This is a genomic window from Pectobacterium cacticida (assembly GCF_036885195.1).
GTDB lineage: Bacteria > Pseudomonadota > Gammaproteobacteria > Enterobacterales > Enterobacteriaceae > Pectobacterium > Pectobacterium cacticida.
On record NZ_CP133656.1, the window covers coordinates 870,682 to 889,749 of the forward strand.

The window sequence follows — 19,068 nt, forward strand, 5'->3', positions numbered from 1 at the left end:
TCACGTATGTTACCAGTCCTGTTGCTGGCTTGCCAAACTAACATTCCCATACGCGGGTAATCGGGGAACAATTTCTGGTGTCAACAACGGAACTATGGTATAAAGCGCGCCGATGATCCGGCTGGATATCGGTAATGGATATTCAGCGACATCGACTAAACTCATTTTGTGTAAATAACACACACATGTCGGCACGTTCGCCGGGGTGCTCCTAAGGTGTTTCACCGGATGGGGTCGGCGCAATGGGACATGTGGAGGCATAACCCCATACTTAATTAATAGAGGTAATCATGGCAACTGTTTCCATGCGCGATATGCTCAAGGCTGGCGTACACTTTGGTCACCAGACTCGTTATTGGAATCCGAAAATGAAGCCGTTCATCTTCGGTGCGCGTAACAAAGTTCACATCATCAACCTTGAAAAAACCGTACCAATGTTCAATGACGCTCTGGCTGAGTTGGGCAAAATTGCTTCTCGCAAAGGCAAAATTCTGTTCGTTGGTACTAAGCGCGCAGCAAGCGAAGCGGTAAAAGATGCAGCCAATAACTGCGATCAGTTCTTCGTGAACCATCGCTGGTTGGGCGGTATGCTGACGAACTGGAAAACCGTTCGCCAGTCCATCAAACGTTTGAAAGATCTGGAAACCCAATCTCAAGACGGCACGTTCGACAAGCTGACCAAAAAAGAAGCACTGATGCGTACTCGTGAGCTGGACAAGCTGGAAAACAGCCTGGGCGGTATCAAAGATATGGGTGGCCTGCCAGACGCGCTGTTTGTTATCGACGCCGATCACGAGCACATCGCAATCAAAGAAGCTAACAATCTGGGTATTCCGGTTTTCGCCGTGGTTGATACCAACTCCGATCCTGATGGCGTTGACTACATCATCCCTGGTAACGATGACGCAATTCGTGCAGTAAACCTGTACCTGAGCGCTGTTGCTACTGCTGTTCGCGAAGGCCGTTCTCAGGATTTGGCTGAGCAGGCAGAAGAAGGCTTAGTCGAAGCTGAATAATAAGTCTGGCTCGCTGAGCCCTTATTAACCAGGTAGTACTAGTTTGGTTAGGGGCCTTTATATGGCCCCTTTTTCACTTTTAAGGCTGTTTGGTTGTGACGACCAGGCAGAATAAATCTTCCGAGGATTTTAGAATGGCTGAAATTACCGCATCATTGGTAAAAGAGCTGCGTGAGCGTACCGCTGCTGGCATGATGGAATGTAAAAAGGCGCTGGTTGAAGCTAACGGCGACATTGAGCTGGCAATCGAGAACATGCGTAAATCCGGCGCGATTAAGGCGGCGAAAAAAGCAGGTAATGTTGCTGCTGATGGCGTAATCAAGACTAAGATCGACGGTCATTACGCGGTGATCCTGGAAGTGAACTGCCAAACCGACTTTGTTGCTAAAGATAGCGGCTTCCTGGCATTTGTCGACAAGGTGTTAGACGCTGCGGTTGCAGGCAAGATTACTGATGTTGACGTTCTGAAGGCCCAGTTTGAAGAAGAACGCGTGGCGCTGGTGGCAAAAATCGGTGAGAACATTAATATTCGCCGTGTTGCCGCTCTGGAAGGCGACGTTCTGGGTAATTATCAACACGGTGCACGCATTGGCGTTCTGGTCGCTGCGAAGGGTGCGGATGAAGAGTTGGTTAAGCACTTGGCGATGCACATTGCTGCAAGCAAGCCTGAATTTGTTAAGCCAGAAGATGTGTCTGCTGAAGTGGTAGAGAAAGAGTATCAGGTTCAGTTGGAAATCGCGATGCAGTCTGGCAAACCAAAAGAAATCGCAGAGAAAATGGTCGAAGGCCGTATGAAGAAATTCACCGGCGAGGTGTCACTGACAGGCCAGCCTTTCGTTATGGAGCCAGCAAAATCTGTTGGTCAGTTGCTGAAAGAGCACAATGCTGAAGTGACGAGCTTTATCCGTTTTGAAGTGGGTGAAGGTATTGAAAAAGTTGAGACTGATTTTGCTGCTGAAGTCGCAGCCATGAGTAAGCAGTCTTAATAGGTAAAAAAGGGCCGCCGGTAGGCGGTTCCTTTTATCCAGCCCAAAGAGTTTCAGTACGCTTGGCTTCTTGCACTAAGATAGGAAGTTGAGTGGACAGCATAGTTTTGACAACCCTCCAATACGACGACAGCCCGTAGGATAAGAACACCATGGCAACCAACGCAAAACCCGTCTATCAACGAATCCTGCTGAAGCTCAGTGGCGAAGCTTTACAGGGAACCGAAGGTTTTGGTATTGATGCGAGCATTCTGGATCGCATGGCTCAGGAAGTGAAAGAACTGGTTGAGTTAGGCATTCAGGTCGGCGTAGTGATCGGTGGTGGTAACCTGTTTCGCGGCGCGGGCCTGGCTAAAGCGGGGATGAACCGTGTCGTGGGCGACCACATGGGAATGCTGGCGACCGTCATGAATGGTCTGGCAATGCGCGATGCATTGCATCGTGCCTATGTGAACGCCCGCCTGATGTCAGCTATCCCTTTGAATGGCGTTTGCGATAATTACAGTTGGGCGGAAGCGATCAGCTTGCTGCGTAATAATCGCGTGGTGATTTTCTCCGCCGGGACAGGTAATCCTTTTTTTACCACCGATTCTGCCGCATGCCTCCGCGGAATTGAGATTGAGGCCGATGTCGTATTGAAAGCGACCAAGGTCGATGGTGTCTATTCTGCCGATCCAGTACAGGATCCTTCAGCAACGTTATACGATACACTGACTTATCAGGACGTGTTGGAGCGTGAATTGAAAGTAATGGATCTTGCCGCATTTACGCTGGCACGCGATCATAATCTACCCATTCGTGTTTTCAACATGAACAAGCCAGGTGCGTTGCGCCGCGTTGTTATGGGAGAAAAAGAAGGCACGTTAATCAGTCAGTAACGCAATTATTGGGGTAATATATTTCCAGTATTACGCCATACGCCAGTCTAGCGCTGGCATTAATGATTCTCCGGATCGTGTCCTGACATGGTCCGCCAGGCAACCAGTCTTCAAGGGTTCACAACGTGACTAATGAAATCAGAAAAGATGCTGAAACGCGCATGGATAAATGTGTTGAGGCGTTTAAGAATCAGATCAGTAAAATCCGTACCGGCCGTGCATCGCCGAGTATCCTTGATGGTATTCAGGTCGAATATTATGGCAGCGCAACGCCGCTGCGTCAGGTTGCTAACGTTGTCGTAGAAGATTCTCGCACGTTAGCTATCACGGTATTTGATCGTTCTCTTGGCCCGGCGGTTGAAAAGGCAATTATGGCTTCCGATCTTGGTCTAAACCCATCTTCGGCGGGTTCCGTTATTCGTGTTCCCCTTCCGCCATTAACCGAAGAGCGCCGCAAGGACCTGATTAAAGTGGTTCGCGGCGAAGCTGAACAAGGGCGTGTTTCCGTACGTAATGTACGTCGTGATGCTAACGATAAATTGAAAGCATTACTGAAAGATAAAGCGATCAGTGAAGATGATGAACGTCGCGCTCAGGAGGATATACAGAAACTGACTGACAGCTTCATCAAGAAAGTGGATACGGCACTGGCGGAGAAAGAAGCGGAACTGATGGCCTTCTAATCGGCTTATAAGATCTGGCGTCGCAGGAAATCTGTGGGAGATCCCCTTTTTCCTCGACGCTTTATTTTATAAAGGCTCGCTATTCTTATTGATCGCTTGCGATGCAGTTAATCATTGAAGGCCAGCCCCTCTGGGTAATAAATAATTTATGCTATGTGTATACCTGCGATTATGGTGACTGTGCTCGATAACAGGAATATATCATGGTAATCATCTCAGACTCGTGTACCTTCCTGTCATAACATCTGGTTATTCAGAGCATTTTAATGAAGCAACTGACAATTCTTGGTTCCACTGGCTCTATTGGCGTCAGTTCATTGGCCGTCATTAAAGCAAATCCCGATAAATTTGCCGTGCGCGCCCTGTCGGCCGGCTATAACGTGAAGTTAATGTTGGAACAGTGTCTGGCTTTTCAACCAGCATATGCTGCAATGGCTGACGAGGTAACCGCGGCCAAACTACGTCAACAATTAGCGCAGCATGGTTGCAAAACAGAGGTGCTGGCTGGAGAGCAGGCGGCGTGTGAACTTGCAGCACTGGATGGGGTTGATCAGGTGATGGCTGCCATTGTCGGTGCGGCAGGATTATTGCCCACGCTGGCGGCTATCCGCGCTGGAAAACAGATTTTGTTAGCGAATAAAGAATCGTTAGTCACCTGCGGGCGTCTCTTTATGGATGCTGTGGCGCAAAGTGGCGCTCAACTATTACCGATAGATAGCGAACATAATGCGATTTTTCAGAGTTTACCTGAGCAAATTCAGCGCCAATTAGGTTACGCTTCATTGTCGCAGTATGGTGTGGAACGCATTATATTGACGGGTTCTGGTGGTCCTTTTCGTGAGACACCGGTGTCTGCTCTGGCAGACATGACGCCGGATCAGGCCTGTGCGCATCCGAATTGGTCAATGGGGCGCAAAATTTCAGTCGATTCTGCTACGATGATGAATAAAGGGCTTGAGTATATTGAGGCGCGCTGGCTATTTAATGCCTCTGCCGAGCAGATGGAAGTCATCATTCATCCGCAGTCGGCGATTCACTCGATGGTGCGCTACCGTGACGGCAGCATTCTTGCGCAGTTAGGCGTTCCCGACATGCGCACGCCGATTGCCCATGCTATGGCTTACCCCGATCGTGTCGCATCGGGCGTAAAAGCGTTAGATTTTTGCCAGATTGGCGCGTTGACATTTTCAGCACCGGACTATGCGCGCTATCCTTGTTTACAGTTAGCGATAGAGGCTTGTGACCACGGCCAATCTGCTACAACGGCACTGAACGCCGCGAATGAAATAGCGGTTGATGCTTTTTTGCGGTCGCAGATTCGCTTTACGGATATTGTGACGGTAAATCGGCATGTTATTGAACAACTTACGTTGCCAGAACCCGAGAGCGTTGATGATGTGTTGTTCATTGACAACTGGGCCAGGCTGGCCGCAACGCAGGCTCTTACGCATTACGCGCGATAATCGGTGAAACCCATGGCACGATTTGTTCATGTGCGGTGGAGGTGGTATAGTCTGCCACACTCAATGGTTGGTTTTACTAACTGGTTTAATCGACTATAAAGCTAAGCCGTGATCGTTCACGGCTTTTTTGCGCTAACGGGGTCTGTGTTACGGAAGGACTGTTGTATTTCTTGCTTGAGGAAATAAGTACGCGTTATGCCGTCTCATAATCAAAAAAATACTAACGATTTGTCCCCCGTTGGGCCACGGCACGTCGCCATTATCATGGATGGTAACGGGCGCTGGGCGAAAAACCGTGGAAAAATGCGAATTTTTGGCCATCAGGCCGGTGTAAAGGCTGTGCGACGGTCAGTAAGCTTCGCCGTTAGCCATGGATTAGATGCGCTAACGCTTTACGCATTTAGCAGCGAAAACTGGAACCGTCCGGCACAGGAAGTTTCTGCGCTCATGGAACTGTTCGTGCGTGCGCTGGATAGCGAGGTCAAGAGCCTGCATAAACACAATGTTCGCTTACGGGTCATTGGCGATATTGGTCGTTTCAGCCCGCGTCTACAAGAGCGAATTCGTCGTTCGGAGGGGCTGACAGAAAAGAATCAGGGGCTTACACTGAATATTGCTGCGAATTATGGTGGGCGTTGGGATATTATCCAGGGTATACGGCAACTTGCGGAACAGGTACAGGAAGGCCTTTTGCGCCCGGATAGTATTAGCGAGGCATCATTATGCCAGTACATCTGCCTGAACGATCTGGCGCCGGTTGATTTAGTCATCAGAACGGGGGGCGAGCACCGCATCAGTAATTTTCTTCTGTGGCAGATTGCTTATGCTGAGCTTTACTTTACTGATGTCCTCTGGCCTGATTTCGATGAACACGTCTTTGAAGGTGCGCTGAATGCTTTTGCACAACGTGAGCGCCGCTTCGGGGGAACAACACCTATCGATGCCGCTGCATCCTAGGGGGAACTTTTGCTGAAGTATCGCCTGATTACTGCTTTTATTTTAATCCCTATCGTTATTGCGGCGCTTTTTTTACTGCCTCCCTTGGGATTCACGCTGGTTACGCTGGCGGTATGTATGTTAGCCGCGTGGGAGTGGGGCCAATTGGCTGGTTTCGCCTCTTATGGGCAACGCCTATGGCTTGCGATCCTATGTGGCCTGTTATTGGCCTTGATGTTGTTATCTCTCCCAGCCTATCATTACTCCGTCCATATTCCGCAGATCAGTATCGCGCTCTGGTCATCACTTGTGTGGTGGGGTATCGCGCTATTTTTAGTGTTGTTCTATCCGGCTTCAGCTTCACTCTGGCGGCATTCGCGTGCGCTGCGTCTGGTATTCGGCATTATGACAATTGTTCCTTTTTTCTGGGGTATGATTGCGCTTCGCCATTACCATTACGCGCTGGATCCCTTTGCGGGAGCATGGTGGTTACTGTACGTCATGTTATTGGTGTGGGGAGCGGACAGCGGAGCCTACTTGTTTGGCAAATTATTGGGTAAACGTAAGCTTGCGCCAAAAGTTTCACCGGGAAAAACCTGGGAGGGCTTTCTGGGAGGCCTGGCAACCTCTGCACTCATCTCTTTGCTGTTTAGCTTCTATGCGCCACTGACCGTGGTGACATCGACGTTGCTAATTTGTTCGATTGCGGCTGCGCTGGCCTCGGTGCTGGGGGATTTAACGGAAAGCATGTTTAAACGTGAGGCGGGCATCAAAGATAGTAGCCATTTGATTCCTGGCCACGGTGGCGTGCTCGATCGTATCGATAGTCTGACGGCTGCGGTTCCCGTATTTTCTTGCCTGATGCTGCTGTTGTTTAGCGTGGCTTAGGATAAACTGATAGAGCTATTTATGCTGAGTTTTCTCTGGAATCTTGCCGCGTTTATCATTGCACTTGGCGCATTGGTCACCGTCCATGAGTTTGGCCATTTCTGGGTGGCGCGTCGTTGCGGCGTGAAAGTTGAACGTTTTTCCATAGGTTTTGGGCGCGCACTTTGGCGGCGTCGCGATCGTACCGGCACAGAATTTGTGGTTGCGTTAATCCCACTGGGCGGTTACGTCAAAATGTTGGATGAGAGAGTTGATTCCGTTGCGCCAGAGTTTCGCCACCAATCATTTAATCGTAAAACTGTCTGGCAGCGCGCGGCGATCGTGAGTGCGGGTCCGCTAGCCAATTTCCTGTTTGCTATAGCCGCTTACTGGCTGGTATTTATTCTGGGCGTGCCGGGCGTGCGACCGGTGGTGGGTGAAATTTTGCCCAACTCTATTGCGGCGCAGGCTGAAATATCGCCAGGAATGGAACTAAAGTCTATCGATGGTATCGAAACGCCTGATTGGGACTCGGCGCGTCTGGCGTTGATCGGTAAAATCGGTGATAGCGAGGTCGAAATCGGTGTCGCGCCTTTAGGGAGCGATCGTGTTGTTCGAAAAACGCTGGATTTACGTGATTGGCAGTTTGAGCCAGATAAGCAAGATCCTGCCTCCTCACTCGGAATTATTCCGCGCGGGCCGCAAATAGAGCCGATATTGCAGCAAGTACAAGCCGGTTCGGCGGCAGAGGAAGCCGGTTTGCAAGTCGGTGATAGGATCGTTAAAGTCAACGGGCAGGCATTAACGCAATGGCGAGATTTTGTTGTTGCCGTGCGCGATAATCCGGGGCATGCCATTGCTTTGGAGGTAGAGCGTAAAGGTTCGACAGTTGCATTGACGTTAACGCCAGCCAGCAAATCCGATGGGAATGGCAGTGTGGTGGGGTTGGCAGGTGTCATGCCTAGCGTAACGCCATTACCTGAAGAATTTAGGACAGTACGACAGTATGGGCCGTTTGGCGCGATCTATCAGGCAACGGACAAAACCTGGCAACTGATGCGATTGACCGTCAGTATGTTAGGGAAACTGGTCGTGGGTGATGTTAAGCTGAACAACCTGAGCGGGCCTATTTCGATTGCTCAGGGGGCGGGAATGTCAGCAGATTATGGATTGATTTATTATCTGATGTTTTTAGCCTTAATCAGCGTCAACCTGGGGGTTATCAATCTATTCCCTCTGCCGGTATTGGATGGTGGACACCTGCTCTTTCTGGCAGTTGAAAAACTCAAAGGCAGGCCGGTTTCTGAGCGTGTGCAAGATGTCAGCTATCGCATTGGCACAGTGTTGCTAATGCTGTTAATGGGGCTTGCACTTTTCAATGATTTCTCTCGTCTTTAGACGCGAGATTAGGTTAGGAAAAACGCATAACAACGATGGCGATCAAAAAGTTGCTCATAGCGTCGCTGCTGTTTAGCAGCGCAACCGTATACGGTGCAGACGGGTTCGTAGTGAAGGACATTCATTTCGAGGGCCTGCAAAGGGTAGCCGTCGGCGCTGCATTACTCAGTATGCCCGTCCGCGTTGGCGATACCATCGGTGACGATGATATTGGCAACACCATCCGTGCCTTGTTTGCGACTGGAAATTTCGAGGATGTTCGTGTCCTGCGCGATGGCGGGACGTTGATTGTGCAGGTGAAAGAGCGTCCGACAATCGCCAGTGTCACCTTTTCCGGCAATAAGTCCGTCAAAGACGACATGTTGAAAGAAAACCTGGAGGCCTCCGGCGTACGTGTCGGCGAAGCGCTGGATCGTACTGCGCTCACCAGCATTGAAAAAGGGTTAGAAGATTTCTACTACAGCGTGGGCAAGTACAGCGCATCAGTCAAAGCCGTTGTTACGCCCCTCCCACGTAATCGCGTAGACCTGAAGCTGGTTTTCACCGAAGGGGTTTCCGCTAAGATCCAGCAGATCAATGTTATCGGTAATAAAGCATTCAGCTCTGATGAATTAATCTCGCGTTTCCAATTGCGTGATGAAGTGCCGTGGTGGAATGTGGTCGGCGATCGTAAATACCAGAAACAGAAACTATCTGGTGACCTGGAAACGCTACGAAGTTTCTATCTGGATCGTGGATATGCACGCTTCAACATTGATTCCACTCAAGTAAGCTTAACGCCGGATAAGAAAGGCATCTATATCACCATCAATATGACCGAAGGCGACCAATACAAACTGTCCGGTGTCGTGGTGAAAGGTAATCTGGCAGGGCATTCGGCAGAAATTGAAGGGTTGACGAAGATTGAACCCGGCGAACTCTACAACGGTGCGAAAGTGACTAGGATGGAGGAAGAGATCAAAACGCTGTTAGGGCGTTATGGTTATGCCTATCCGCGTGTCGTCACACAGCCGGAGATTAATGACGCCGATAAGACGGTGAAGTTAAATATCAATGTGGATGCGGGTAACCGTTTCTATGTCCGCCATATTCGTTTTGAAGGTAACGACACCTCTAAAGATGCCGTTTTACGCCGTGAAATGCGCCAGATGGAAGGTGCCTGGCTGGGTAATGATCTGGTTGAACAGGGCAAAGAGCGCCTAAATCGATTAGGGTTCTTTGAAAATGTTGACGTAGAAACCCAGCGCGTTCCTGGCGTTCCCGATCAGGTTGATGTGACTTACAAAGTCAAAGAACGCAACACCGGCACATTCAACTTCGGTGTTGGTTTTGGTACGGAAAGCGGCGTAAGTTTCCAGGCTGGTGTTCAACAGGATAACTGGTTGGGAACGGGTAACTCCGTTGGGATCAGTGGGACGAAAAACGATTACCAGACGTATGCCGAACTGTCGCTTACGGATCCGTACTTCACCGTTGATGGCGTCAGCCTTGGCGGTCGTATCTTTTATAACAAATTTGAAGCGTCAGACGCTGATTTGTCCGATTACACCAACGTGAGCTATGGTGTTGGCAGTACCCTCGGCTTCCCAATCAATGAAAACAATTCGCTGCGTATCGGCCTGGATTATGTTCATAACGATCTGTCAGATATGCGACCGCAGTTGGCGATGTGGCGTTATCTTAATTCAGTGGGGGTGAATCCTTCCGTGGTTGAGGAAGGTAATAAATCTAGCGCCGATTTCAAAGCGAACGATTTCTTCCTGAATACCGGGTGGTCATATAACAATCTGGATCGCGGTTATTTCCCAACCAAAGGAACGCGTGCCTCCGCGAATGCCAAGATTGCTGTGCCGGGTTCGGATAATGAATACTACAAACTGACGTTTGATGCGGCGAGTTATTTCCCATTAACCGATAGCGGTAACTGGGTGGTGATGGGGCGCACGCGTGCGGGCTACGCTGATGGGATAGGTAGTAAAGAAGTCCCGTTCTACGACAACTTTTATGCCGGTGGTTCCAGTACGGTGCGTGGTTTCCAGTCAAATACGATTGGGCCGAAAGCGGCGTATTATCAGTGTGCTAAGCCTCTCCCTGGTTCTTATTCCGGTTGCCCGATTGATACAGACAACCTGGATGATGCTGTAGGGGGCAATGCGATGGCCGTGCTCAGTGCGGAACTCATTGTGCCGACCCCGTTTATCAGTGATAAATATGCCAATTCCGTGCGGACATCCTTCTTTGTCGATGGCGGTACGGTGTGGGATACCAACTGGAAAAATACGGCTGAAACCGTAAAAGCTGGCGTACCAGATTACAGTAAGGCGAGCAACTTCCGCGTTTCCAGCGGCATCGCTTTACAGTGGATGTCTCCGCTTGGGCCATTGGTCTTTTCCTATGCCCAGCCGGTTAAAAAGTACGATGGAGACAAGTCGGAACAGTTCCAGTTTAACATCGGTAAAACCTGGTAGTGTGACGTGCTTAGGTCGTATGCAGAGAATGCTGCATCGCTATTTAGCATCAATATTGGGAACACCGTTGATGTCATGATGCGATGCTCGTCATCAAAGTATTAGGGCCCAAATGGGGTCAGGTTGAGGAGTTTATAGTGAAAAAGTGGTTATGTGCCGTAGGATTCGGTTTAGCATTGGTGGCTTCAGCCAGCGTTCAGGCTGCTGACAAAATTGCCGTTGTTAACGTTTCCAGCATTTTCCAACAATTGCCGCAGCGTGAAGCCGTTGGCAAACAACTGGAAAATGAATTTAAAGGTCGCGCTTCCGAGTTGCAAACCATGGAAAACAGTTTGCAGACCAAGATGCAGAAACTGCAACGCGATGGTTCCACGATGAAAGCGAGCGAACGCACTAAGATGGAAAAAGACATCATGGCGCAGCGTGAGGAATTTTCCAAAAAAGCGCAGGCTTTCGATCAAGACAACCGTCGTCGCCAGATGGAAGAGCGCAATAAGATCCTGAGCCGAATTCAGAATGCAGTGAAAGCCGTGGCAAGCAAAGAAGGTTATGATGTCGTCATCGATGCTAACGCCGTTGCCTATGTAGCGAATGCGAAAGATATCACTGCCGATGTGCTGAAACAGGTTAAATAAACCATGTTTTCAATTCGACTGGGCGAATTAGCTCAACAGTTGGATGCACAATTACACGGTGATGGCGACATCGTCATCACCGCTGTTGCTTCAATGCATTCGGCAAAAACCGGACAAATTACATTTCTTTCTGACAGCCGTTACCGTGAGCAATTGGCTAGTACGAAGGCGTCGGCCGTTGTGCTGGCGGAAGCGGATTTGCCATATTGTCAGGTTGCCGCGCTGGTGGTGAAAAACCCCTATCTTACCTATGCGCGCATGGCGCAACTGCTGGATACTACGCCACAGCCAGCAACGGATATTGCACCTAGCGCAGTGATATCTCCGGATGCGACGTTGGGGCAGCAGGTGTCTGTTGGCGCTAATGCCGTTATAGAATCCGGTGCGCACTTGGGTGATGGCGTAGTCATTGGTCCCGGCTGTTTTATTGGCAAAGAAGCACGCATTGGTGCCGGTACGCGTTTGTGGGCAAACGTGACAATTTATCACCGCGTAGAAGTAGGCGAGCATTGTCTGATCCAATCGGGCGCGGTTATCGGGTCGGATGGTTTTGGCTATGCTAACGATCGTGGCATCTGGGTAAAAATCCCGCAGCTAGGGACGGTTATTATTGGCGATCGCGTTGAGATTGGTGCTAGCACGACCATCGACCGCGGCGCGTTAGATGATACGGTCATTGGCAATGGCGTCATCATCGATAACCAATGTCAGATTGCGCACAACGTTGTGATTGGCGACAATACCGCCGTAGCCGGTGGCGTCATTATGGCGGGTAGCTTGAAAATCGGGCGTTATTGCATGATTGGCGGCGCCAGCGTAATTAATGGGCATATGGAAATCTGCGATAAAGTGACGGTAACGGGAATGGGGATGGTCATGCGACCAATCACTAAACCTGGCGTATACTCTTCGGGTATTCCTTTACAACCCAACAAGGTATGGCGCAAAACCGCAGCACTGGTGATGAATATTGATGAGATAAGCAAACGGTTGAAAGCCGTTGAACGAAAAGTCGATAACGTTTAATCACTTGTATTTTATTTGCGGCCTGCCTGAAGACGCCTAATTTAGGGTCTGCGCAGGCCGTGTTGTTGATGGCATCAGTTTTTATGGACAGGAAGAGTATTTTGACTACTGACACTCATACTCTGCATATTGAAGAGATCTTAGAATTATTACCGCACCGTTTTCCATTTTTGCTGGTTGATCGGGTACTGGATTTTGAAGAAGGGAAGTTTTTGCGTGCGGTGAAAAATGTGTCCTTCAATGAGCCTTTCTTTCAGGGTCATTTCCCAGGCAAACCCATTTTTCCTGGCGTGCTGATCCTGGAAGCAATGGCTCAGGCAACGGGTATACTGGCGTTTAAAAGCGTAGGGAAACTGGAACCCGGTGAACTGTATTATTTCGCTGCTGTGGACGAAGCGCGCTTCAAGCGTCCAGTACAGCCTGGCGATCAAATGATCCTTGAAGTCGAATTCATCAAAGAGCGTCGCGGCGTTGCACGCTTTAAAGGTGTTGCCAAAGTAGATGGCGAAGTAGCCTGTGAAGCGTCGATGATGTGTGCTCGTCGTCGGGAGTCTTGATAACGTGATTGATAAAACCGCCTTTATTCATCCAAGCTCGATTGTTGAAGACGGTGCCAGTATAGGCGCTGGTGTTCATATCGGCCCCTTCTGCTATATCGGTTCTCAGGTCGAGATCGGCGCGGGAACGGTGCTGAAGTCACATGTCGTCATCAATGGCGTCACTAAGATTGGTTGCGACAACGAGATCTATCAATTTACGTCAATTGGTGAAGTGAATCAGGATCTCAAATATGCCGGGGAACCAACGCGCGTAGAAATTGGCGATCGTAACCGCATTCGAGAGAGTGTTACGATTCATCGTGGTACGACACAAGGCGGTGGGTTGACGAAAGTTGGTAGCGATAACTTATTGATGATCAACACACATATCGCACATGACTGTGTTGTGGGCAATCGCTGTATTCTGGCGAATAATGCGACGCTGGGCGGTCATGTTTCCGTTGATGATTTCGCGATTATCGGTGGAATGACGGCGGTACATCAGTTCTGCATTATCGGTGCTCACGTAATGGTGGGCGGTTGTTCCGGGGTGGCGCAGGACGTGCCGCCATATGTTATCGCGCAGGGTAACCATGCCACGCCATTTGGCCTGAATATAGAAGGTCTTAAGCGTCGAGGATTTGAAAAGGATACCCTGCATGCGATTCGTAATGCTTATCGGCTGATCTATCGCAGTGGTAAAACCCTGGATGAGGTGAAGCCGGAAATCGACGCATTGGCAGCGGAACATCCTGCGGTGCAGGCCTTTAGCGATTTCTTTGCCCGCTCTACTCGCGGTATCATCCGTTAGCCTATGGCATCACGACCTTTAACGATAGGACTTGTTGCCGGGGAAACGTCCGGCGATATCCTCGGTGCCGGTTTAATCCGAGCGCTGAAAGAGAGGGTGCCAGATGCCCGCTTTGTCGGCGTTGCCGGGCCGCGCATGCAGGCAGAGGGATGCGAGTCCTGGTATGAGATGGAAGAACTGGCCGTAATGGGGATTGTGGAAGTGCTGGAACGGCTTCCTCGTCTGCTGAAAATTCGGCGGGACTTAACCCGACGCTTTTCCGAACTCCAACCCGATGTCTTTGTCGGTATTGATGCGCCTGATTTCAATATCACTCTGGAAGGCAATCTTAAACGACGTGGCATTCATACGATCCATTATGTCAGCCCTTCTGTATGGGCATGGCGTCAAAAACGTGTTTTCAAAATAGGTAGAGCCACCGATCTGGTGTTGGCTTTTTTGCCTTTTGAAAAAGCGTTTTACGATCGTTTCAATGTGCCTTGTCGCTTTATCGGCCACACCATGGCCGATGCGATGCCACTGCATCCCGATAAGCTGGCGGCGCGAGCCGCGTTGGGGATCGCACCAGATACACCCTGTCTGGCATTGCTACCGGGGAGTCGTGGCGCAGAAGTTGAGATGCTTAGTGCTGATTTTCTGCAAGCGGCAGCGCTGCTGCGCGAACAATTTCCCGATCTGCAAATTGTCGTTCCGCTGGTGAACAGCAAGCGGCGTGAGCAGTTTGAGCAGATCAAAAACAGTGTGGCTCCCGATTTACGCGTGCATTTGCTGGATGGCCGGGCGCGTGAAGCTATGCTTGCCAGTGATGCGGCGCTGTTGGCGTCTGGCACGGCGGCGCTGGAATGCATGCTGGCGAAATGTCCGATGGTGGTGGGGTACCGCATGAAGCCCTTCACCTTCTGGTTAGCGAAGCGTCTGGTTAAAACGCCGTGGGTGTCGTTACCCAATTTACTGTCAGGGCGTGAGCTGGTCACCGAATTGTTACAGACCGATTGTACGCCGGACAAGCTGGTTGCCGCCTTACTGCCGCTGTTTACCGATAGAGAAAAAACGGCTGAGCTTCTCGCGACGTTTGCCGATCTGCACCAGCAGATCCGCTGTAACGCTGACGAGCAGGCGGCACAGGCAGTGCTGGCATTAGCCAGTACGCGTTAATCATTCGATCCGTAATATCACGTTAAGCAAACCATGAGTGAAATGTTTATTTATCCGTCAGCGACCTGTATCGCGGGCGTCGATGAGGTTGGACGCGGGCCTTTGGTGGGGGCGGTTGTGACGGCCGCTGTGATACTTGACCCAGCGCGACCCATTATCGGACTAGCGGACTCAAAACAACTGAGTGAAAAACGTCGGCTGGCGCTCTATGATGAAATCAAAGAAAAAGCGCTAGCGTGGAGCCTGGGGCGGGCCGAGCCGGAAGAAATCGACCGCTTGAATATCCTGCATGCAACGCTGCTGGCGATGCAACGCGCAGTCGCCGGGTTGGCGATTGCACCAGATTATGTGCTTATTGACGGCAATCGCTGTCCGGCGTTGCCAATGCCTGCTCAGGCTGTCGTTAAAGGAGATAGCCGCGTAGCCGAAATCAGCGCGGCGTCGATCATGGCGAAAGTCACTCGCGATCGTGAGATGGTTGAACTGGATCGCCGCTTTCCCGGCTATGGTTTCGCGCAACATAAGGGCTACCCGACGGCTTTTCATTTGGAGAAGCTGGCTACGTTGGGTGCCACCGCATTTCACCGTCGGAGCTTTGCGCCAGTAAAACGCGTGTTAGGGCTGGCGTAAGGCATCATTATTCACGCTCGGTATGGCTCTGCACAGGTATTGTGCCGTCGCCATGCTGGCTAATCGATAAATTCTGGGATCTGGATATGGCCGAACCCCGTTTTGTTCACCTGCGTGTTCACAGTGACTATTCCATGATCGATGGGCTGGCGAAAGTGGGGCCGCTGGTAAAAAAGGCGGCGGCGCTTGGTATGCCGGCGCTGGCGATTACCGATTTCACCAATTTGTGTGGGCTGGTTAAGTTCTATGGCGGCGCACATAGCGTAGGCGTCAAGCCGATTATCGGTGCCGATTTTTACGTCGAAAGCGAAGAATTAGGCGATGAACTCGCGCATCTTACGATCCTGGCCATGAATAATGTGGGCTACCAGAATCTCACGTTATTAATCTCTCGCGCCTACCAACGAGGCTATGGTGCCGCTGGTCCAACAATCGATCGCGATTGGCTGATTGACTATCAGGAAGGGCTGATTTTACTCTCTGGTGGTCGTCGCGGCGATGTGGGGCAGTTTTTACTTCGCGGCAATCAGGCGCAGGCCGAACAGTGTCTGGCGTTTTACCAAGAGCATTTTCCTCAGCGCTACTATTTGGAACTGATTCGCACATCCCGTCCTGATGAGGAAAGTTATTTGCATGCGGCAGTCGAATTAGCGACGAAGTACGGTTTGCCTGTCGTGGCGACCAATGAAGTATGCTTTATGAGTAGCGAAGACTTCGATGCTCACGAAATTCGTGTCGCGATCCATGATGGTTATACGCTTGATGACCCTAAACGCCCGCGCCACTATAGTCCGCAGCAGTACCTGCGCTCGGAAGCGGAAATGTGCGAGCTATTCGCAGATATCCCCGAAGCGCTGGCAAACAGTGTCGAAATTGCCAAACGTTGTAACGTAACGATTCGTCTGGGGGAGTATTTTTTACCGCAATTCCCAACGGGCGATATGACCACGGAAGACTTCCTGGTTCAGTGCGCCAAAAAAGGGCTGGAAGAACGTCTCGAATTCTTATTCCCCGATCCTGAAGTTCGTGCTGCGCGGCGGCCCGCCTACGATGAGCGGCTTGATACTGAACTGAGCGTCATTAACCAAATGGGTTTCCCTGGTTACTTTCTTATCGTGATGGAATTTATCCAGTGGTCAAAAGATAACGACGTGCCTGTAGGGCCGGGGCGTGGTTCTGGTGCCGGTTCGTTAGTGGCCTATTCATTAAAAATCACCGATCTGGATCCTCTGGCATTCGACCTGCTGTTCGAACGTTTCCTAAATCCTGAACGCGTTTCCATGCCTGACTTCGACGTCGATTTTTGCATGGAAAAACGCGACAGGGTTATCGATCACGTGGCGGAGATGTATGGCCGTGATGCGGTATCGCAAATTATCACCTTTGGTACGATGGCGGCGAAAGCGGTTATTCGCGACGTGGGGCGCGTGCTTGGGCACCCTTACGGCTTTGTCGATCGGATCTCAAAACTGGTGCCGCCCGATCCGGGCATGACGTTGGAAAAAGCCTTTGCGGCTGAACCGCAGTTACAGGAAATTTATGACGCTGATGAGGAAGTTAGGGCCCTCATCGACATGGCGCGTAAGCTCGAAGGGGTGACGCGTAACGCCGGTAAACATGCGGGTGGGGTAGTGATCTCACCCACCAAAATTACCGATTTCGCCCCACTGTATTGTGATGCGGAAGGAAACCATCCGGTTACCCAGTTTGATAAAAACGATGTGGAATATGCCGGGTTAGTGAAGTTCGACTTTCTTGGCCTGCGCACGCTGACTATTATCGACTGGGCATTAGAGATGATTAACGCCCGTCGTGCGAAACAGGGTTTGGAGCCGATTGATATCGCGGCTATTCCACTTGACGACAAGAAAAGTTTTGACATGTTGCAACGCTCGGAAACTACGGCAGTATTCCAGCTCGAATCGCGCGGCATGAAAGATTTGATCAAACGTCTGAAGCCCGACTGTTTTGAAGATATGATCGCGCTGGTGGCGTTGTTTCGGCCGGGGCCGTTGCAATCCGGTATGGTGGATAACTTCATCGACCGTAAACATGGGCGTGAAGCCATATCCTATCCTGATATCGAGTGGCAGCACGAGTCCCTTAAACCTGTACTGGAACCGACCTACGGTATTATCCTGTACCAGGAACAGGTCATGCAGATCGCTCAGGTATTGTCTGGCTACACGCTGGGTGGTGCGGACATGCTGCGTCGCGCGATGGGTAAGAAAAAACCCGAAGAGATGGCCAAACAGCGTTCCGTTTTTAAGGAAGGGGCGGAGAGAATGGGCATCGACGGCGAATTGTCGATGAAAATTTTCGACCTGGTGGAAAAATTTGCCGGCTATGGTTTCAATAAATCGCACTCTGCCGCCTATGCGCTGGTGTCTTACCAAACGTTGTGGCTCAAGGCGCATTATCCGGCTGAATTCATGGCGGCGGTGATGACAGCCGATATGGATAACACCGATAAAGTGGTAGGTTTGGTGGACGAATGCTGGCGAATGGGGCTAAAAATCCTGCCCCCAGACATAAACAGCGGGCTGTATCACTTCCATGTCAATGACGACGGCGAGATCGTTTACGGGATCGGCGCGATCAAAGGGGTAGGCGAAGGGCCAATTGAAGCGATTATTGAGGCTCGCAATCAGGGCGGCTATTTCAGGGAACTGTTCGATCTCTGTGCGCGCACCGACATCAAAAAGCTGAACCGACGAGTGATGGAAAAATTGATCATGTCGGGTGCGTTTGATCGTTTGGGGCCACATCGTGCCGCGCTAATGAATGCGTTGCCTGATGCGTTAAAGGCCGCTGACCAGCACGCAAAAGCGGAAGCAATCGGCCAGGTGGATATGTTTGGTGTTTTAGCGGAAGCGCCTGAACAGGTTGAACAATCCTATAGCACGGTGCCGCCGTGGCCTGAACAGGTGGTGTTAGATGGTGAACGGGAAACGCTGGGGCTGTATCTGACTGGTCACCCGATCACACAGTATATTAAAGAAATTGAGCGTTATGCTGGGGGCGTGCGTTTAAAAGACATGCATCCGACGGAGAGAGGCAAAATGACCACCGCTGTCGGATTGGTGTTGGCGGCGCGCGTTATGGTTACGAAGCGTGGCAACCGTATCGGCGTCTGTACGTTGGACGATCGTTCCGGTCGCCTTGAGATCATGCTATTTACCGATGCTCTGGAAAAATACCAGCATTTACTTGAGAAAGACCGTATTCTTATCGCCAGTGGACAGGTCAGCTTTGATGACTTTAGCGGTGGGCTTAAAATGACCGTTAGAGAGTTAATGGATATCAGCGAAGCGCGGGAAAAATATGCGCGCGGGCTTGCTATCTCGCTGACTGACAGGCAAATTGATGAGCAACTGTTAAACCGCCTCCGTCAATCGTTGGAACCCCATCGATCGGGGACGATCCCAGTGTATCTCTATTACCAGCGTGAAGATGCGCGCGCTCGTCTCCGTTTTGGTGCCGCGTGGCGTGTAACGCCTGCCGATGCGCTACTCAATGAGTTGCGGGCATTAGTCGGTAATGAGCAGGTAGAACTGGAATTTGACTAATATAGGAT

The 19,068-nt window shown here is 50.7% G+C and carries 16 protein-coding genes; all 16 read left to right on the forward strand.

Features of this window, described 5'->3' with window-relative positions; translation table 11 throughout:
* Positions 1–290: 290 nt before the first annotated feature.
* The 16 genes from rpsB to dnaE all read left to right on the forward strand — a co-directional run bounded on the left by rpsB (position 291) and on the right by dnaE (position 19,060).
* On the forward strand, positions 291–1,016 hold the full coding sequence (rpsB, locus tag RFN81_RS04115) for a 30S ribosomal protein S2 (protein ID WP_264497908.1): 726 nt from the start codon (positions 291–293) through the stop codon (positions 1,014–1,016).
* Positions 1,017–1,150: 134 nt separating this feature from the next.
* Positions 1,151–2,002: a translation elongation factor Ts gene (gene tsf / locus RFN81_RS04120; RefSeq protein ID WP_264497909.1), complete on the forward strand. Its 852-nt coding sequence runs from the start codon at positions 1,151–1,153 to the stop codon at positions 2,000–2,002.
* Between the two features lie 152 nt (positions 2,003–2,154).
* The gene (pyrH, locus tag RFN81_RS04125) at positions 2,155–2,880 is read left to right on the forward strand and encodes a UMP kinase (RefSeq protein ID WP_264497910.1); all 726 of its coding nucleotides are present in this window, start codon (positions 2,155–2,157) and stop codon (positions 2,878–2,880) included.
* Positions 2,881–3,005: 125 nt separating this feature from the next.
* Positions 3,006–3,563, forward strand: coding sequence for a ribosome recycling factor (gene frr, locus RFN81_RS04130; RefSeq protein ID WP_264497911.1), 558 nt, complete (start codon positions 3,006–3,008; stop codon positions 3,561–3,563).
* A 266-nt stretch (positions 3,564–3,829) separates the two neighbouring features.
* A complete protein-coding gene (gene ispC, locus RFN81_RS04135; RefSeq protein WP_264497912.1) occupies positions 3,830–5,026 on the forward strand; it encodes a 1-deoxy-D-xylulose-5-phosphate reductoisomerase in 1,197 nt (398 codons plus the stop codon).
* Positions 5,027–5,221: 195 nt separating this feature from the next.
* Positions 5,222–5,983 (forward strand): (2E,6E)-farnesyl-diphosphate-specific ditrans,polycis-undecaprenyl-diphosphate synthase, encoded by a 762-nt coding sequence (ispU, locus tag RFN81_RS04140; RefSeq protein WP_264497913.1) that lies wholly within the window; start codon positions 5,222–5,224, stop codon positions 5,981–5,983.
* Between the two features lie 9 nt (positions 5,984–5,992).
* Positions 5,993–6,850 (forward strand): phosphatidate cytidylyltransferase, encoded by an 858-nt coding sequence (gene cdsA, locus RFN81_RS04145; RefSeq protein WP_264497914.1) that lies wholly within the window; start codon positions 5,993–5,995, stop codon positions 6,848–6,850.
* 21 nt (positions 6,851–6,871) lie between these two features.
* Positions 6,872–8,227 (forward strand): sigma E protease regulator RseP, encoded by a 1,356-nt coding sequence (gene rseP / locus RFN81_RS04150; RefSeq protein ID WP_264497915.1) that lies wholly within the window; start codon positions 6,872–6,874, stop codon positions 8,225–8,227.
* Positions 8,228–8,262: 35 nt separating this feature from the next.
* A complete protein-coding gene (bamA, locus tag RFN81_RS04155) occupies positions 8,263–10,695 on the forward strand; it encodes an outer membrane protein assembly factor BamA (protein WP_264497916.1) in 2,433 nt (810 codons plus the stop codon).
* Positions 10,696–10,832: 137 nt separating this feature from the next.
* Positions 10,833–11,330 (forward strand): molecular chaperone Skp, encoded by a 498-nt coding sequence (gene skp, locus RFN81_RS04160; protein ID WP_264497917.1) that lies wholly within the window; start codon positions 10,833–10,835, stop codon positions 11,328–11,330.
* Between the two features lie 3 nt (positions 11,331–11,333).
* Positions 11,334–12,356 carry a UDP-3-O-(3-hydroxymyristoyl)glucosamine N-acyltransferase gene (gene lpxD, locus RFN81_RS04165; RefSeq protein WP_264497918.1) on the forward strand — a complete coding sequence of 341 codons (1,023 nt, stop codon included), beginning with the start codon at positions 11,334–11,336 and terminating at the stop codon, positions 12,354–12,356.
* A gap of 83 nt (positions 12,357–12,439) precedes the next feature.
* Positions 12,440–12,913: a 3-hydroxyacyl-ACP dehydratase FabZ gene (fabZ, locus tag RFN81_RS04170; protein ID WP_172644777.1), complete on the forward strand. Its 474-nt coding sequence runs from the start codon at positions 12,440–12,442 to the stop codon at positions 12,911–12,913.
* A gap of 4 nt (positions 12,914–12,917) precedes the next feature.
* On the forward strand, positions 12,918–13,706 hold the full coding sequence (lpxA, locus tag RFN81_RS04175) for an acyl-ACP--UDP-N-acetylglucosamine O-acyltransferase (RefSeq protein WP_264497919.1): 789 nt from the start codon (positions 12,918–12,920) through the stop codon (positions 13,704–13,706).
* A 3-nt stretch (positions 13,707–13,709) separates the two neighbouring features.
* Positions 13,710–14,861: a lipid-A-disaccharide synthase gene (gene lpxB / locus RFN81_RS04180; RefSeq protein ID WP_264497920.1), complete on the forward strand. Its 1,152-nt coding sequence runs from the start codon at positions 13,710–13,712 to the stop codon at positions 14,859–14,861.
* A 33-nt stretch (positions 14,862–14,894) separates the two neighbouring features.
* Positions 14,895–15,491 carry a ribonuclease HII gene (gene rnhB, locus RFN81_RS04185; protein WP_264497921.1) on the forward strand — a complete coding sequence of 199 codons (597 nt, stop codon included), beginning with the start codon at positions 14,895–14,897 and terminating at the stop codon, positions 15,489–15,491.
* Positions 15,492–15,577: 86 nt separating this feature from the next.
* Positions 15,578–19,060 (forward strand): DNA polymerase III subunit alpha, encoded by a 3,483-nt coding sequence (gene dnaE / locus RFN81_RS04190; RefSeq protein WP_264497922.1) that lies wholly within the window; start codon positions 15,578–15,580, stop codon positions 19,058–19,060.
* Positions 19,061–19,068 lie beyond the last annotated feature (8 nt).

Coding starts and splice junctions, on each gene's coding strand:
- tsf (WP_264497909.1), top strand. CDS start 1,151: ATGGCTGAAATTACCGCATCATTGGTAAAAGAGCTGCGTGAGCGTACC.
- lpxD (WP_264497918.1), top strand. CDS start 11,334: ATGTTTTCAATTCGACTGGGCGAATTAGCTCAACAGTTGGATGCACAA.
- lpxB (WP_264497920.1), top strand. CDS start 13,710: ATGGCATCACGACCTTTAACGATAGGACTTGTTGCCGGGGAAACGTCC.
- rnhB (WP_264497921.1), top strand. CDS start 14,895: ATGAGTGAAATGTTTATTTATCCGTCAGCGACCTGTATCGCGGGCGTC.
- ispU (WP_264497913.1), top strand. CDS start 5,222: ATGCCGTCTCATAATCAAAAAAATACTAACGATTTGTCCCCCGTTGGG.
- bamA (WP_264497916.1), top strand. CDS start 8,263: ATGGCGATCAAAAAGTTGCTCATAGCGTCGCTGCTGTTTAGCAGCGCA.
- dnaE (WP_264497922.1), top strand. CDS start 15,578: ATGGCCGAACCCCGTTTTGTTCACCTGCGTGTTCACAGTGACTATTCC.
- fabZ (WP_172644777.1), top strand. CDS start 12,440: ATGGACAGGAAGAGTATTTTGACTACTGACACTCATACTCTGCATATT.
- rseP (WP_264497915.1), top strand. CDS start 6,872: ATGCTGAGTTTTCTCTGGAATCTTGCCGCGTTTATCATTGCACTTGGC.
- rpsB (WP_264497908.1), top strand. CDS start 291: ATGGCAACTGTTTCCATGCGCGATATGCTCAAGGCTGGCGTACACTTT.
- ispC (WP_264497912.1), top strand. CDS start 3,830: ATGAAGCAACTGACAATTCTTGGTTCCACTGGCTCTATTGGCGTCAGT.
- pyrH (WP_264497910.1), top strand. CDS start 2,155: ATGGCAACCAACGCAAAACCCGTCTATCAACGAATCCTGCTGAAGCTC.